Raw genomic sequence first — 14865 nt, 5'->3', positions numbered from 1 at the left:
TAACGGAGTTAGTCGGCGGGCATGTCCAGTTTGCGGCTGAAAGCCAATGCGATGAGTGTGCAGGCTGCCCCTGAGAACAGGTAGATGCCAACCGCAAACAGGCCAAATTTCGATGAGAAGCCAAGCGCCACCAATGGTGCAAAACCTGCGCCGATGAGCCACGAAATGTCCGAAGTCAAAGATGCACCCGTGTAGCGATATTCTCGACTGAAACGGGAGGCCAACGCGCCACCAGCCTGACCGAAGGACAAGCCCAGCAGCGAGAACCCGATCAACACGAAGAGGTAACGACCGATATCGCCGGACGCCAACAGGATTGGTGCAATAAAGCTGAATATCCCGATCAACACCGCGGCGATGCCGAGCAGTTTGCGACGGCCGATCCTGTCCGCCAGAATGCCCGACACGACAATCATACCGCCCGCGATGATGGCGCTGACGAACTGCACGAACAGAAAATCAGAAATTCTCTGATTGGTGTTGAGCGACACCCAGCTGAGCGGAAACACGGTAACGAGATGGAACAGCGCAAAACTCGCCAATGGCACGAACGCGCCTGTTATCACGACTCGAGACTGTTGACGCAACATGCGGAACATCGGCTTTGGTTCCAGTTCATGCTGCTCCAACATGCTCTGGAATTCCGGCGTCATGATCATACGAAGCCGCGCAAACAGCGCCAGAACGTTGAGTGCCAGCGCGACGAAGAACGGGAAGCGCCAGCCCCATGCCAGAAATTCCGGGTTGGAAAGCTGCGTGGTGAAGATGATGAAGAACGCGCTGGCAAGACCGAAGCCCATGGCGGCACCCAGCTGCGGCATCATCGCGTACCAGCCGCGCTGTTTTTCAGGTGCGTTCATCGCCAGCAGCGAAACAAGACCATCCCATGCGCCACCGAGGCCAATGCCTTGGCCGATACGGAACACAGCAAGAAGAACGGGCGCGAGCATTCCGGCTTCTGCGTATGAGGGCAGGAAGCTGATCGCCATCGTCGATCCACAGAGGGTGAAAAGCGCTGCCGTGAGTTTGACGCCACGTCCGAACTTGCGGTCGATTTGCAGAAATAGAAGGGAACCGATGGGGCGGGCAATGAAGGCCAGCGAAAACACGGCGAAGGAATAAAGCGTTGCCGTGAGAGGATCGACAAACGAGAAGAAGACGTGAGGGAAAACCAGAGCAGAGGCAATGGCATACACGAAGAAGTCGAAAAACTCCGTCATTCTTGCCAGAATGACCGCGATCGTAATGCGATCTGGATCAACAGCCACCGGCGCACCGGGTTGGCCGTTCGGTTGTTTGTAGGATGAGGCCGTATCAGTATAACTCATAAAAATTCCCTCCTGCGTATGGGCAAGCCATGTGTGCAACGCAACCGGCTCCTCTTCCGTTGCGTCGCATGCGGCGGATTGTCACACAGGGTTTTCAGACCGTCAATTGAAGATTGCTGCAAGAGCGTTGTACGCCCTCTCGGGCACACAAAAGGACGCTCCAGCCGTTTAGATTCGAGCATCGCGCTTTCCGAAAATTGATCCCGATTTTCCGGCCGATGCCGTAAGGGGTTGCCCAGACGGTATCCTATGAGATAATGGCTCACCGTCTTGCCTTCCGGGTCCAATCCCTGTGCCGCGATGATCACGGTCGGAAGGTTATGCTGCACCGCGACAAACTACCTCATGTCATTTATGACGTTTGACAATTATACGCGACATTACCAAAAACAGTACGAGTACGAGAACGTGCGCACGCTCATGAAAATACCCTCTGCCCTCCTGGCCATTTCGTCTCTGCTGCTGTTAAGCGGTTGCGATCTCGTTGTGATGAACCCTGCGGGCGATATCGCCATCCAGCAGCGCGACCTCATCATCACCTCAACGGTTTTGATGCTCCTCATCATCGTTCCGGTGCTTGCCCTCACGCTTTTCTTTGCGTGGAAGTACCGTGCGTCCGCCAAGGCGGAGGATTACGATCCTGAATGGCACCACTCTACCCGTCTCGAAATGGTCATCTGGTCCGCGCCGGTGGCGATTATCCTGATGCTCGGAACCGTGACGTGGATTTCCACGCACCGTCTCGATCCGTATCGCCCCATCGAGCGTATCGACCACGAACGTCAGGTGACGGCTGATATGAAGCCGATCACGGTCGAAGTTGTGTCGATGGACTGGAAGTGGCTGTTCTTCTATCCGGAACTCGGCATCGGCAGCGTCAATGAATTCGCAGCACCGGTCGATGTGCCGATCAATTTCAAGATCACCGGCACGACCGCCATGAACTCGTTCTTTGTTCCCGCACTCGCCGGCCAGATTTATTCCATGGGCGGCATGCAGACCAAGCTTCACGCGGTCATCAACAAGCCCGGCGTGTATGATGGTTTCTCGGCCAACTTCTCCGGCCCCGGCTTTTCGCACATGCGCTTCAAGTTCCATGGTCTGAGCCAGGAAGGTTTTGACCAGTGGGTTGCGAAGGTCAAGGATGGCGGCAAGGGCTTTGGCCGCATGGAATATCTCGACCTCGCAAAACCAAGCGAGCGCGAGCCTGTACAGTATTTCGCCAGCGTCGATCCTGAGCTGTTCGACGCAATCCTCAACCGCTGTGTGGAGCCGAACAAGCTTTGCATGCGCGACATGATGCATATCGATGCAAATGGCGGCGGCGGTAAGGAAGGCATTGATATGGCCAAGGCGCTGAATTCCGTGATCTGCACGCCGCTTTCGCCTTATGGCGTTGCATCAGGCTCACAGTCGCTGCCTGCTGCAATCCAGGGCCAGACTTTCCAGCCAGCGGCTCTGCCAGACACCAAGGCTCAGCTGTCGTCTGCACCAAAAAACGCAGGCTGAACGTCGTAAAGCGCATCTGAATGACGATGCGTAGAATTAATAGATTGGAGCGTCCCTTGCATCCAGATGGAAGCAAGGCACTCTAAGTCAATCGCAAGAGGCTAAAATGGTCGCCACTACCGATCAAACGTCGTTTCTCTTCGGGAAGCTGACGTTGGAATCCATCCCCCTCCACGAGCCCATTCTGATCGTCACTTTTGCGGTCGTGGCTCTTGGTGGCGCAGCCCTTCTGGGTCTGCTCACCTATTTCAAGCTCTGGGGGTATCTCTGGAAGGAATGGTTCACGAGCATCGATCACAAGAAGATCGGTATCATGTACATTATTCTGGCGCTCGTCATGCTCATGCGCGGCTTTGCCGATGCTGTCATGATGCGTCTCCAGCAGGCCATTTCCTCTGGCGGTTCGGAAGGTTATCTCAACCCGCATCACTACGACCAGATTTTCACCGCCCATGGCGTGATCATGATCCTGTTCGTGGCAATGCCCATGATCACGGGTCTGATGAACTTCGTCATCCCGCTGCAAATCGGCGCGCGTGACGTTTCCTTCCCGTTCCTGAACAACTTCTCCTTCTGGATGACCATGGCTGGTGCCATCATCACCATGATTTCGCTGTTCATCGGTGAATATGCCCAGACCGGCTGGCTGGCCTATCCACCACTGTCCGGCATCGAGGGAAGTCCAAGCGTCGGTGTGGACTATTATATCTGGGGTCTACAGGTCGCCGGCGTGGGAACGACGTTATCGGGCATCAACCTGATCGTCACCATCATCAAGATGCGCGCACCGGGCATGACCATGATGCGCCTGCCGATTTTCGTCTGGACATCGCTGTGTTCCAACATCCTGATCGTGGCCTCCTTCCCGATCCTGACCGGAACACTCGCGCTGCTGACGCTTGACCGTTACGTTGGTACAAACTTCTTCACCAACGAGCTGGGCGGCAACCCGATGATGTATGTGAACCTCATCTGGATCTGGGGCCACCCGGAAGTTTACATTCTGGTGCTGCCTGCCTTCGGCATCTTCTCCGAAATCGTATCGACCTTCTCCAACAAGCGCCTCTTCGGTTACGCTTCGATGGTTTACGCGACAGTGGTTATCACCATTCTTGCTTACGTCGTCTGGCTGCACCACTTCTTCACCATGGGTTCTGGTGCCAGCGTCAATGCCTTCTTCGGCATAACGACCATGATCATCTCGATTCCGACGGGTGCGAAGATCTTCAACTGGCTGTTCACCATGTATAAGGGTCGCATCACGTTCGATGTCCCGATGTTGTGGACGATCGGCTTCATGATCACCTTCGTCATCGGCGGCATGACGGGCGTTCTGCTCGCCGTTCCTCCAGCAGACTTCGTGCTGCACAACTCGCTGTTCCTGGTCGCACACTTCCACAATGTGATCATCGGCGGCGTGCTGTTCGGCGTGCTGGCGGGTATCGTCTACTGGTTCCCGAAGGCGTTCGGCTACCGTCTCGATCCTTTCTGGGGCAAAATGTCGTTCTGGTTCTGGTTCATCGGCTTCTACTTTGCCTTCATGCCGCTCTACGTACTGGGCCTGATGGGCGTGACCCGCCGCCTCAGCCAGTTCGAAGACACGTCGCTGCAAATCTGGTTCATCATCGCCGCATTCGGTGCCTTTCTCATCGCGCTTGGCATTGCGTCTTTCATCATCCAGCTCATTGTCAGCTACTTCAAACGCGAAGAGCTGCGTGACGTTACGGGCGACCCCTTCCATGGTCGCACGCTGGAATGGTCCACATCGTCTCCTCCGCCTGCTTACAACTTCGCTTTCACGCCGGTCGTGCATGAAATCGATGCCTGGGCGCACATGAAGAGACACGGTGCGGAACGCCCTGTGGACGGGTTCATACCCATCCACATGCCGAAGAACACAGGCACGGGCGTCATCCTCAGCGCCATCAGCATTGCGCTCGGCTTCGCTCTGGTGTGGCACATTTGGTGGTTGGCAATCGTGGCGCTGGTTGCCATCATCGGGGTCTCCATCGCCCACACCTTCAACTATAATCGCGACTATTACATTCCGGCATCGGATGTGACGGACGTTGAAGCAGCCCGTACCAAGCTGCTGGCAAATCAGGCGTAACAGAATGTCTCAAGCACCTGCCCAGAGCGCCAATGGCGCGGAAAAGCCGGTCTTCTACCTGAAGGAAGACCACCACCCGGAAAACGGCACAGCAGTCGGTTTCTGGCTGTACCTCATGAGCGACTGCCTTATCTTCGCAACGCTCTTTGCAACCTATGCCGTTGTCGGCCGCAACTATGCGGCTGGCCCTTCCGGCGCGGATTTGTTCGATCTGAAGCTCGTGGCCATCAACACGGCCTTCCTGCTTTTGTCTTCCATCACCTATGGCTTTGCCATGCTGGAAGCGGACAAGAAGAAGATCAACACAACGCTGATCTGGCTTGCCATCACCGGCCTGTTTGGTCTGGCCTTCCTCTGTGTCGAACTTTACGAGTTCTACCACCTGATCCATGAAGGTGCGACGCCACAGCGTTCTGCCTTCCTGTCGGCATTCTTCGCGCTGGTCGGCACCCACGGTTTGCACGTCACATTCGGTGTCATCTGGCTGGTCACGCTGATGGTACAGGTCAAGAAATATGGCCTTCACGCTGCAAACAAGCGCCGCCTGATGTGTCTGTCCATGTTCTGGCACTTCCTGGACGTGATCTGGATCGGCGTATTTTCCTTCGTATATCTGGCTGGAGTTCTGTGATGGTTTCGAACACACACGATCACGGTCATTCGCATGACCACGGACACGATCATGATCATGACCATGGGCATGACCACGACAGCGGAGAAGATCACGGCTCGTTCAAGAGCTACATGATCGGCTTTATCCTCTCGGTCATCCTGACGGCCATTCCATTCTGGCTGGTCATGGGTGATGTGCTGGAAAGCCGCACGGCCACCCTGCTGGTCATCATGCTGTTCGGCGTGGTGCAGGTTTTTGTGCACATGATCTACTTCCTGCACATGAACACGAAGTCGCAGGGCGGCTGGATATTCATGTCGCTGCTGTTCACGCTGGTGGTGGTTATGATCACTCTCGTTGGTTCGCTCTGGGTCATGTACAACATGAACAAGAACATGATGCCGACCATGACTATGGAGCAGATGCGCAACATGCCTTGACAGGCAGACCTGCATACGAAATCGCGGCCCGCTTTCAAGCCGGCTGTATCTCTCCGAAAGACCTCATAAACCCACACATCGGAGAGCCGGTTTGTGGGTTTTTTGTTGAGCTGGAAAACGTCGATGACAGTCCAAAAAGAAGTCTCTCCAACCAAAGGCATTCGCCCTGCCGCCGTCTTCGTCATGGCGATAACACTGGTTCTGACGGGCTGCCTGCTGGCATTAGGCACATGGCAAGTGAGCCGCCTGATGTGGAAACGCGATCTCATCGCCCAAGTGGAGCAACGCGCCCACGCCGCGCCGGTGGAAGCGCCTGCGGCCACCGAGTGGCCGTCACTCACCACTCCCGCCCTATATGAATACCGCCGCGTGCACGTCTCCGGCACGTTCCGCCATCAGGACGAGGTGCAGGTCTATACGGTGTCCGATCTCGGCCCCGGCTATTGGGTACTGACGCCTTTGCAACAAGCTGACGGTTCACTTGTCATCATCAACCGTGGCTTTGTGCCCACCGATAAACGCGATCCCTCGATGCGCCCACAAAGTGAAATGACTGGCCCGATCGACATCACCGGCCTGATGCGGGCACCCGAAACCGGCGGGCTTTTCCTGCGCACCAACGACCCTGCCAACAATCGCTGGTATTCGCGCAACATCGCACAGATCGCGCAAACCAAGGCGCTTGTAAATACAGCACCGTTTTACATCGATGCGGATGCAACGCCGAACCCCGGCGGCCTGCCCGTCGGAGGCAAAACCGTGCTGGCCTTTCCCAACAATCACCTGTCCTATGCCATCACCTGGTATATTCTGGCTGGCATGATGGTGGCCGCTGGCTGGTATGTGACGCGCAATCTGAATGCGCCTCAATAAACCGTTTCACCTTTTGTTGATCGGTGATTTATATCGATGGTTTGTGATTGCGGCCGTGTGAGCCGCGCTTTTTGTGGTGATGAATGGCACGCGCTTTTCTTCTTGTTCTCGATTCCTTCGGCGTGGGTGGCGCACCGGACGCCGATGACTACGGCGATCTGGGATCAAACACGCTCAGCCATATTGCCGAATTCTGCGCAGCCGGTGCCGCTGACCGAGCGGGCCTGCGTTCCGGGCCATTGCATTTGCCGAACATGTCGGCGCTCGGTTTGTTGAATATCGCCCAGCTTGCCAGCGGTGAGAAACTCGCAGGCATGGAGCCGCCCGAGCGCATTTACGGCATTCATGGTTGCGCCAATGAAGTTTCCAAAGGCAAGGACACACCGTCCGGTCATTGGGAAATCGCCGGTACTCCGGTGCGGTTCGACTGGGGTTATTTCCCCACCGAAGGCGATGCCTTTTCGCCGGAACTCGTTGAGGCCATTTGCGAGGCTGGCGACGTTCCCGGTATTCTTGGCAATTGCCACGCCTCTGGCACAGAGATCATTGCCCGTTTTGGTGAGGAGCATATCCGCACCGGCAAACCCATTTGCTACACCTCATCGGACTCGGTGTTTCAGATTGCGGCACACGAAACCCATTTCGGATTGGATCGGCTCATTGCCTTCTGCGAGACTGTCCGCACACTTGTCGATCCACTGAACATCGGGCGCGTCATTGCCCGGCCCTTCGTTGGCGTCACGGCAGCGACTTTCGAGCGTACCGGTAATCGCCGCGACTTCTCCGTGCTGCCTCCGGAACCCACCCTGCTGGACCGTCTGGTCGAGCAAAACCGTAAGGTTCTTGCCATTGGCAAGATCGGCGATATCTACGCGCATCAGGGTATCACCCGCGTCATCAAGGCCAACGGCAACGAAGCGTTGATGGATGCGACGCTGGAGGCCATGGAAGAGGCGGAAAACGGTGATTTGGTTTTCACCAATTTCGTGGATTTCGACATGATCTACGGCCATCGCCGCGATGTGGCAGGCTATGCCGCAGCGTTGGAAGCCTTTGACGCCCGCCTGCCGGAAATTCATCGCAAGATGCAGCCCGGCGATATGGCCATTCTGACCGCCGACCACGGCTGCGACCCCACCTGGCGCGGCACCGACCACACCCGCGAACGTGTGCCGATCATGGCCTTTGGCCCCGGTATTCGTGAACGCAACATTGGCATCCGCTCATCCTTCGCCGATATCGGCGAGAGCATCGCTACCCATCTCAGCATCCCGTCCGGAAGGCACGGCAGGAGTTTCATGTGACGTCCCATCTTCTCAAAGCAGAAATCCATTGCCATCTGGAGGGTGCAGCCCCGCCAGCGCTCGTCGAAAAACAGGCACGGAAATACGGCATAGACAGCAGCACCTTCCTGCGTGACGGTGCTTATATCTGGAGCGATTTCGCTGAATTCATCCGCTGTTACGACGCCGTGGCTCAAGTCTTCAAAACGGAAGAGGATTACGCGCTTCTGACGGAAGCCTACCTCACCGAACTGGCTGGCGAAAACACCATCTATAGCGAGTTGATCATCTCGCCAGACCACGGCGACCGCATTGGCCTTGGTGCCGATGCCTATCTTGCCGGGATCGCAGCGGGCATGACTGCCGCCAAAGAAAAGACCGGCATCGAAGCCCGCATCATCGTCACAGGCGAGCGCCATTTCGGCCCCGAAAGCGTCATCGCCGCTGCCGAATATGCAGCGCGGGTCAACCATCCCCTGATCACCGGGTTTAACATGGCGGGCGAAGAACGGATGGGCCGCGTCGCGGATTATGCCCGCGCTTTCGATATTGCCCGCGATGCGGGTCTTGGCCTCACCATTCACGCTGGCGAAGTCTGCGGACCCTTCAGCGTTGCGGATGCGCTGGATCTCGTCAAACCACAGCGCATCGGCCACGGCGTTCGTGCCATCGAAGATGATGCACTCGTCGCACGTCTGGCCGAACTCGGCACCGTGCTTGAGGTCTGCCCAGGCTCGAATATCGCACTGCATGTCTACCCGGATTTCGAAAGCCATCCGTTAAAGCGCCTTCGCGATGCGGGCGTGCGGGTCTGCATCAGCTCCGATGACCCGCCGTTTTTCTCCACATCGCTTGTGCAGGAATACGAGATTGCACGTCATGCCTTTGGTTTCAGCGATGCAGACATCAACGCCATGACCCGCACGTCGCTGGAAGCGGCATTTGTGGATGAGGCAACCCGCGTTACGCTTCTCGCAAAGTTCGATGCGGCAGTGACAGAGTTGAGGACGACCGGATAAAAAGCCGCTTAAGCCTTGCGAAAGCCGCTTATTCGGTGAAATACAGAACCATAACATAGTAGAGGGAAGGCCAGTTTTCATGGACGGCGTCACAGTTATCGATCATCCGCTCGTGCGGCACAAACTCACCATCATGCGCAAGAAGGAAACCTCCACGGCTGGCTTCCGCCGGCTGCTGCGCGAAATTTCGACGCTGCTGTGTTACGAGGTCACCCGCGATCTCGAAATGAAGATGGAAACCATCGAAACACCGATGCAGACCATCGAAGCGCCTGTTCTGGAAGGCAAGAAACTGGTTTTCGCGTCCATCCTGCGCGCCGGTAACGGCCTGCTGGAAGGTATGCTGGAACTCGTTCCTTCCGCCCGCGTCTCACATATCGGCGTCTACCGCGATCACGATACGCTCGAGGCGGTCGAATATTATTTCAAGGCCCCGGAAAGCCTCGACGCCCGCCTCATCATCGTGGTCGATCCGATGCTGGCAACCGGCAACTCTTCCATTGCCGCCATCGAGAAATTGAAAGAGCGCGGCGCAAAGAACATCCGCTTCCTCTGCCTGCTGGCCGCACCGGAAGGCATCAAGAACTTCCGTGAAGCTCACCCGGATGTGCCGATCTTTACCGCCTCCATCGACAGCCATTTGAACGAACAAGGCTACATCGTTCCAGGCCTCGGCGATGCGGGCGACCGCATGTATGGGACAAAATGATCTAAAAATCGACAAAGTCGATTAACCAACTCTCGTCTTCAAGCCGCTGCTCCCCATCGGAGCGGCGGCTTTTTGCCATGTGTTAGCAACTTATTCACGCATCCTGCTCACATCATACGCCATAAAGCGTGTGCTGCTTGGTGATGGGAGGAAATGAGCGAACATGATGTCACGGGGATTTCTTTTCGCCGCTGGCGGCATCATTATTCTCGCCGTCTCCGCGCCCAAGTTCCTTGAAGGTTACGTCGGCATCCAAGGCGAGCAGGAAGCAAAAGGCGCTGCGTTACCGGTAGCCAAGCAAAACACAGCGCCATCTGCACCGAGCGCAGGGACGGTGACGCTGACCGCCGATGAACGGGGTCACTACGCGGCAAAACTCAAAATCAATGGCAAACAGATCGAGGGGCTTATCGACACGGGCGCCTCGCTGGTTGCGTTTGATGAGAGGACCGCAAAGCGGCTTGGTTATGTCATTAAAGAGAGTGACTACAAATACCAGACATCAACCGCGAACGGCGTCACGTCGGTCGCCGTCATTATGCTGGACAGGGTCGAGCTGGGAAACATCGTTGCGCGCGATGTGCAGGCAACCGTGTCGAAAGAAGGACGGCTCAACACCGTTCTGATCGGCATGAGTTTTCTGAAACAGCTGAAATCCTTCAAATCAGAAAACGGCAAACTTATTTTGACGCGATAAGCATCACGGATTGATACGTGAAACGATAATCGGCTTCTCGCCGGGTGCTTCCTGAGCAATGCTGTAGGTTTTTGACACGTCTTGGATGGCCTTTGCCGCGTCCTCTTTCGTTGCCGCATGAACCATGGCAAGAGGCTGACCTTTTTCCACTTTCGTTCCCAATGGCAGAATATGCGAAATTCCGACGCGATGATCGATAACGTCACTGGGGTGGCGGCGACCACCGCCGAGCTCTACGACGACCATCCCGAGATCGCGGGTTTGGCAAGTGGAGAGCCAGCCGGTTTCGGGTGCTGGAACTGGGACGATGTGGGGTGCGGGCTTCAGATAGTCGTTGGGTTTTTCGATGAGGTCTGAAGGTCCGCCGAGGGCTGATATCATTTGGGCGAAACGTTCCATTGCGACGCCGGATGTGAGCGCTTTGCGTGCCATGACCTCGCCATCTGCGAGGCTGGAAGTAGCACCCGCTTGAACCAGCATTTCGGCGGTGAAGGCGAGAACCAATTTTTCGATGCGGGTTCCGGCTTTTTTGCCGGAAAGGAAATCAAGGCAATGGGTGATTTCGAGCGCATTGCCAGCGGTGTCGGCCAGTGGTTCGTTCATATCGGTAATCAAAGCCGAGGTTTTGACCCCTGCGCCGTTGGCGACTTCGACGAGGGAGCGGGCGAGTTGTTCGGCTTCATCGGCGCTTTGCATGAAGGCACCGCTGCCGAATTTCACGTCCAGAACGAGCGTTTCCAGCCCTGCGGCAAGCTTCTTCGACAGGATGGAGGCGGTAATAAGCGGGACGGAATCCACCGTGGCCGTCACGTCGCGGATGGCGTATAGGCGCTTATCGGCAGGGGCGAGATCCCCTGTCTGGCCGATGATGGCGCAACCGACTTGGCTGACTGTGCGGCGAAACACGGCTTCATCCGGCATGACGTTATAGCCGGGGATGGCTTCCAGCTTGTCCAGCGTGCCACCAGTGTGGCCAAGGCCCCGGCCTGAAATCATCGGCACGGCCAGACCGCAGGCAGCGACGATGGGAGCAAGCATGAGCGAGACATTGTCGCCCACGCCGCCGGTGGAGTGTTTGTCGGCGATTGGCTTGCCGATATCGGCCCAGGAGAGGACATCGCCGCTGTCGCGCATGGCCAGCGTCAACGCCACGGTTTCATCCCGGCTCATGCCGCGAAAGAACACTGCCATGGCGAAGGCTGCGGCCTGGCCCTCGGAGATGGTGCCCTTGGACAGCGCAGCGATGAAGGCCGCGATGTCACCCGCGTTCAGCGTTTCGCCGTCACGTTTGCGGCGGATGATTTCCTGCGGGATCATGGCAGCTCAATATCCGCTGGATGCCTTGGCGGGCTCACCACCGGCCAGCACGTTCAAGATATCATCCAGGACTCCGGATGCGCCAAAGCGGAAGGTCGAAGGCATGGCCCAGTTGGGCTGCATGATGGTTTCGGCCAAGCGAAGGTAGAGCGTGGCATCTGCCACCGTACCGATGCCGCCAGCAGGCTTGAAGCCGACCTTCTTTTTGCTATCACGGATGGCCTGCAACATGATGTCGGCGGCCTCAAGCGTGGCGTTGACGGTGACTTTGCCGGTGGAGGTTTTGATGAAATCCGCACCCTCGGCAATGGCGATTTCGGAGGCGCGGCGAATGAGTGTCTTGTCTTTCAGCTCGCCGGTTTCGAGGATGACCTTGAGAAGAACAGGGGCGATGGAAGCCTTGCGCACGGCAGCAACCATTTCAGCCACGGCAGTTTCATCGCCTGCGATGAATTTCTTGTAGGGAATGACCAGATCGATTTCATCGGCACCATCACGGATGGCGCGTTCTGTTTCAGCCACCACGGTTGCCATATCCAGATCACCAGACGGAAAGTTCACCACCGTCGCGATGCGAATGGTGTGGTTGTCGCCGAAGGCGGCGCGGGCTTGCGCCACAAAGCGCGGCCAGATGCAGATGGCGGCGGTGTTGCCATATTGCGTATGGGCTTTCTGGCACAGAGCAGCAATCTGCTCTGGCGTGCAGTCTTCTTTGAGATTGGTGAGGTCCAGCAAGGACAATGCCAGAGAGGCGGCTTCACGCGGGCGCTGAAGTTCCATACTCAGTTTCCTCCTGAGATCATTTCCGTTAAAATAGCGGCGAGACGTCTGCCGCCAATGGGTGCCATGTCTTTGGTTTCTTCATGGCTCAACTCTGCGCCGGTCATGCCTGCGCCGTAGTTGGTAATAACCGAAGCGGCGGCAACACGCATCCCGAAAAAGCGCGCGAGGATGACTTCTGGCACCGTGGACATGCCCACGGCATCTGCGCCGAGCGTGCGAGCCATGCGGATTTCTGCCGGCGTTTCAAAGCTTGGGCCGGAAAACCACATATAGACGCCACCGAAGAGCGGCACGGTTGCTCGGATGGCGGCGTTGCGCATGGCAAGCGTAAGATCAGCATCATAGGCGCTGGTCATGCCCACGAAGCGGCTGTCGCTTTCCTCGCCGATCAGCGGGTTCATACCAGAATAATTGATGTGATCGGTGATCTGCATGACTGAGCCGGGTGGCATATCCTGCCGTACCGAGCCCGCCGAATTGGTGAGGATCAGCGACTGCACACCGATGCCCGCCAAGGCTTCGATGGCCGGGCGCATGGCATTCGCATCACCCTTTTCATAATAATGGACACGTCCAGCCAGCATGATCACGGGTTGACCGCCGAGATAACCGGCGACGAATTCGCCCGCGTGGCCGGAGACAGCACTTTCCGGAAAACCCGGAATGTCCGCGTAGGGAATGCGGATGGCGTCTGTGACCTCTTCCACCAGCGAACCGAGGCCGGAGCCGAGCACGATGGCGGTGCGGGGCATCAGCCCGTTCAGCCGGTCAACCAGAACATCGATGATAGCGTGATCCATCACGGCAGCTCGGTTTTAAAGCTGAAAGGCAGCAGTTCGTCCATGGTCATGACCTTTTGGACGCCGACTTCGTCGCACAGGTAAATCTTGGTATCGGCAGAGGCGAACTCGGCAATCTTCTGGCGGCAACCGCCGCAAGGCGGGCAGAGCGCCAGCTTTTCTGCGATGACGGCGATTTCCGTGATCTTCTTCGCTCCGCCCATGATCATGGCGCTGATGGCGGAAGGCTCCGCGCACCAGCCCTGTGGGAAGGACAGGTTCTCGATATTCGCGCCCTTATAAATCTTGCCGTCTTCAGCGCGGATGGCAGCACCCACCGGGAATTTGGAATAGGGCGCATGGGCGAAGCTCATGGCCTCGCGAGCGGCCTCGAAAAGCACCTGAGCGCTTGTATCTTGGGACATGGACTAACGCTCCTTCGAGTAAGCAACGCCACCGGCCTTCGGCGGCTTGGCAACGCCGATGAAACCGGCCAGTAAAATGCAGGTGAGAATATAGGGCAGCGCCTGGAAGATTTGCACCGGCACTTCACCAATGCCGGGAATGGCTTTGCCCTGCATGAAGTTGGCCACCGCATCCAGAAAACCGAACAGCAGGCAGGCGAACATGACCGGCACCGGCTTCCATTTGGCAAAAATCAGCGCGGCCAGCGCGATGTAACCCTTACCCGCCGACATGTTGGCAATGAAGGCTGCCGACTGCGCAACGGCGAGATAGGCACCGGCGAACCCGCAGAGGAAACCGGCAACGATCACGGCGCGGAAGCGCATCCATACGACCGAAATACCCGCCGTATCCACCGCGCCCGGATTTTCACCCACGGCACGCAAGCGAAGGCCGAAGCGGGTACGGTACAGCACCCACCATGAAATCGGCACAGCAAGGAAGGCGAGATAGGTGAGGATGTTGTTGCCGGAAATGACGTTGGCATAAAGCGGGCCAATGAACGGAACGTCGCGGATCATATCCACACCCGGCAGAATGATGGGCGTGAAGCGGCCACCGGTGGGGATTTGCGGCGTGCGACCACCCTGCCCGAACCATGCCTGCCCTAAAACCACGGTGAGACCAGCGGCCACGAAATTCAGTGCCACGCCTGAGACAATCTGGTTGCCGCGATTGGTGATGACGGCAAAGCCGTGGACCAGCGAAAAGAAGATCGAAACGCCGATGCCTGCGGCCAGACCCGCCCATGGATCTGCGGTGAGATAGGCCACGCAGGCGGATGCGAAGGCCGCAGCCAGCATCTTGCCCTCAAGGCCGATATCGAACACGCCAGCGCGTTCTGAAAACAACCCGGCAAGAGCGGTGAACAGCAGCGGGATCGTCAAGCGAACGGTCGAACCGAGAATGCTGACCAGCATATCGAAGGTGTCCATGGTTC

Annotated in this window: 15 protein-coding genes; 9 read left to right on the top strand and 6 right to left on the bottom strand. The window is 57.1% G+C overall.

Annotation, left to right across the window (positions count from 1 at the left end; translation table 11 throughout):
• Positions 1-8: 8 nt before the first annotated feature.
• Positions 9-1328 (bottom strand): MFS transporter, encoded by a 1320-nt coding sequence (locus tag RMR16_RS14105; RefSeq protein ID WP_320200270.1) that lies wholly within the window; start codon positions 1326-1328, stop codon positions 9-11.
• A gap of 420 nt (positions 1329-1748) precedes the next feature.
• Here RMR16_RS14105 and cyoA point away from each other — a divergent pair, with 420 nt between their 5' ends.
• From cyoA to RMR16_RS14060, 9 genes are all read left to right on the top strand, one after another.
• On the top strand, positions 1749-2837 hold the full coding sequence (cyoA, locus tag RMR16_RS14100) for a ubiquinol oxidase subunit II (RefSeq protein ID WP_320200271.1): 1089 nt from the start codon (positions 1749-1751) through the stop codon (positions 2835-2837).
• 106 nt (positions 2838-2943) lie between these two features.
• Complete coding sequence (gene cyoB, locus RMR16_RS14095) at positions 2944-4947, top strand: cytochrome o ubiquinol oxidase subunit I (protein ID WP_320200272.1); 2004 nt, start codon at positions 2944-2946, stop codon at positions 4945-4947.
• Positions 4948-4951: 4 nt separating this feature from the next.
• Positions 4952-5578 carry a cytochrome o ubiquinol oxidase subunit III gene (cyoC, locus tag RMR16_RS14090; protein WP_320200273.1) on the top strand — a complete coding sequence of 209 codons (627 nt, stop codon included), beginning with the start codon at positions 4952-4954 and terminating at the stop codon, positions 5576-5578.
• A complete protein-coding gene (cyoD, locus tag RMR16_RS14085; protein ID WP_320200274.1) occupies positions 5578-6000 on the top strand; it encodes a cytochrome o ubiquinol oxidase subunit IV in 423 nt (140 codons plus the stop codon). The genes cyoC and cyoD overlap by 1 nt, the downstream gene beginning before the upstream one ends.
• Before the next feature lie 123 nt (positions 6001-6123).
• Positions 6124-6873, top strand: a complete 750-nt coding sequence (locus RMR16_RS14080; RefSeq protein ID WP_320200275.1) for an SURF1 family protein — start codon at positions 6124-6126, stop codon at positions 6871-6873.
• A gap of 83 nt (positions 6874-6956) precedes the next feature.
• Complete coding sequence (locus RMR16_RS14075) at positions 6957-8177, top strand: phosphopentomutase (protein WP_320200276.1); 1221 nt, start codon at positions 6957-6959, stop codon at positions 8175-8177.
• Positions 8174-9175: an adenosine deaminase gene (locus RMR16_RS14070; protein WP_320200277.1), complete on the top strand. Its 1002-nt coding sequence runs from the start codon at positions 8174-8176 to the stop codon at positions 9173-9175. Before RMR16_RS14075 ends, RMR16_RS14070 begins: the two co-directional genes overlap by 4 nt.
• Before the next feature lie 79 nt (positions 9176-9254).
• Positions 9255-9884, top strand: a complete 630-nt coding sequence (gene upp, locus RMR16_RS14065; RefSeq protein ID WP_320200278.1) for a uracil phosphoribosyltransferase — start codon at positions 9255-9257, stop codon at positions 9882-9884.
• 163 nt (positions 9885-10047) lie between these two features.
• Positions 10048-10581 carry a retropepsin-like aspartic protease family protein gene (locus tag RMR16_RS14060; RefSeq protein ID WP_320200279.1) on the top strand — a complete coding sequence of 178 codons (534 nt, stop codon included), beginning with the start codon at positions 10048-10050 and terminating at the stop codon, positions 10579-10581.
• 3 nt (positions 10582-10584) lie between these two features.
• Here RMR16_RS14060 and deoA read toward each other — a convergent pair whose 3' ends face one another.
• The 5 genes from deoA to RMR16_RS14035 are packed head-to-tail and all read right to left on the bottom strand — an operon-like array spanning position 10585 to position 14860.
• Complete coding sequence (gene deoA, locus RMR16_RS14055) at positions 10585-11898, bottom strand: thymidine phosphorylase (RefSeq protein WP_320200280.1); 1314 nt, start codon at positions 11896-11898, stop codon at positions 10585-10587.
• A gap of 6 nt (positions 11899-11904) precedes the next feature.
• The gene (gene deoC / locus RMR16_RS14050; protein WP_320200281.1) at positions 11905-12678 is read right to left on the bottom strand and encodes a deoxyribose-phosphate aldolase; all 774 of its coding nucleotides are present in this window, start codon (positions 12676-12678) and stop codon (positions 11905-11907) included.
• Positions 12679-12680: 2 nt separating this feature from the next.
• A complete protein-coding gene (locus tag RMR16_RS14045; protein WP_320200282.1) occupies positions 12681-13481 on the bottom strand; it encodes a purine-nucleoside phosphorylase in 801 nt (266 codons plus the stop codon).
• On the bottom strand, positions 13481-13885 hold the full coding sequence (locus RMR16_RS14040) for a cytidine deaminase (protein WP_320200283.1): 405 nt from the start codon (positions 13883-13885) through the stop codon (positions 13481-13483). The genes RMR16_RS14045 and RMR16_RS14040 overlap by 1 nt, the downstream gene beginning before the upstream one ends.
• A gap of 3 nt (positions 13886-13888) precedes the next feature.
• Positions 13889-14860 (bottom strand): ABC transporter permease, encoded by a 972-nt coding sequence (locus RMR16_RS14035; protein WP_320200284.1) that lies wholly within the window; start codon positions 14858-14860, stop codon positions 13889-13891.
• Positions 14861-14865: the final 5 nt, after the last annotated feature.

This window comes from Agrobacterium sp. rho-13.3 (assembly GCF_033957765.2).
Lineage (GTDB): Bacteria > Pseudomonadota > Alphaproteobacteria > Rhizobiales > Rhizobiaceae > Agrobacterium.
Note: the sequence above shows the minus strand (reverse complement) of the source record. Positions and strands in the feature narration are given on the sequence as shown.

What these genes read in the sequence shown, in the direction of transcription:
- RMR16_RS14105 (WP_320200270.1), bottom strand. Translation starts at nt 1,328, where the DNA reads ATGAGTTATACTGATACGGCCTCATCCTACAAACAACCGAACGGCCAA.
- cyoA (WP_320200271.1), top strand. Translation starts at nt 1,749, where the DNA reads ATGAAAATACCCTCTGCCCTCCTGGCCATTTCGTCTCTGCTGCTGTTA.
- cyoB (WP_320200272.1), top strand. Translation starts at nt 2,944, where the DNA reads ATGGTCGCCACTACCGATCAAACGTCGTTTCTCTTCGGGAAGCTGACG.
- cyoC (WP_320200273.1), top strand. Translation starts at nt 4,952, where the DNA reads ATGTCTCAAGCACCTGCCCAGAGCGCCAATGGCGCGGAAAAGCCGGTC.
- cyoD (WP_320200274.1), top strand. Translation starts at nt 5,578, where the DNA reads ATGGTTTCGAACACACACGATCACGGTCATTCGCATGACCACGGACAC.
- RMR16_RS14080 (WP_320200275.1), top strand. Translation starts at nt 6,124, where the DNA reads ATGACAGTCCAAAAAGAAGTCTCTCCAACCAAAGGCATTCGCCCTGCC.
- RMR16_RS14075 (WP_320200276.1), top strand. Translation starts at nt 6,957, where the DNA reads ATGGCACGCGCTTTTCTTCTTGTTCTCGATTCCTTCGGCGTGGGTGGC.
- upp (WP_320200278.1), top strand. Translation starts at nt 9,255, where the DNA reads ATGGACGGCGTCACAGTTATCGATCATCCGCTCGTGCGGCACAAACTC.
- RMR16_RS14060 (WP_320200279.1), top strand. Translation starts at nt 10,048, where the DNA reads ATGATGTCACGGGGATTTCTTTTCGCCGCTGGCGGCATCATTATTCTC.
- deoA (WP_320200280.1), bottom strand. Translation starts at nt 11,898, where the DNA reads ATGATCCCGCAGGAAATCATCCGCCGCAAACGTGACGGCGAAACGCTG.
- deoC (WP_320200281.1), bottom strand. Translation starts at nt 12,678, where the DNA reads ATGGAACTTCAGCGCCCGCGTGAAGCCGCCTCTCTGGCATTGTCCTTG.
- RMR16_RS14045 (WP_320200282.1), bottom strand. Translation starts at nt 13,481, where the DNA reads ATGGATCACGCTATCATCGATGTTCTGGTTGACCGGCTGAACGGGCTG.
- RMR16_RS14040 (WP_320200283.1), bottom strand. Translation starts at nt 13,885, where the DNA reads ATGTCCCAAGATACAAGCGCTCAGGTGCTTTTCGAGGCCGCTCGCGAG.
- RMR16_RS14035 (WP_320200284.1), bottom strand. Translation starts at nt 14,860, where the DNA reads ATGGACACCTTCGATATGCTGGTCAGCATTCTCGGTTCGACCGTTCGC.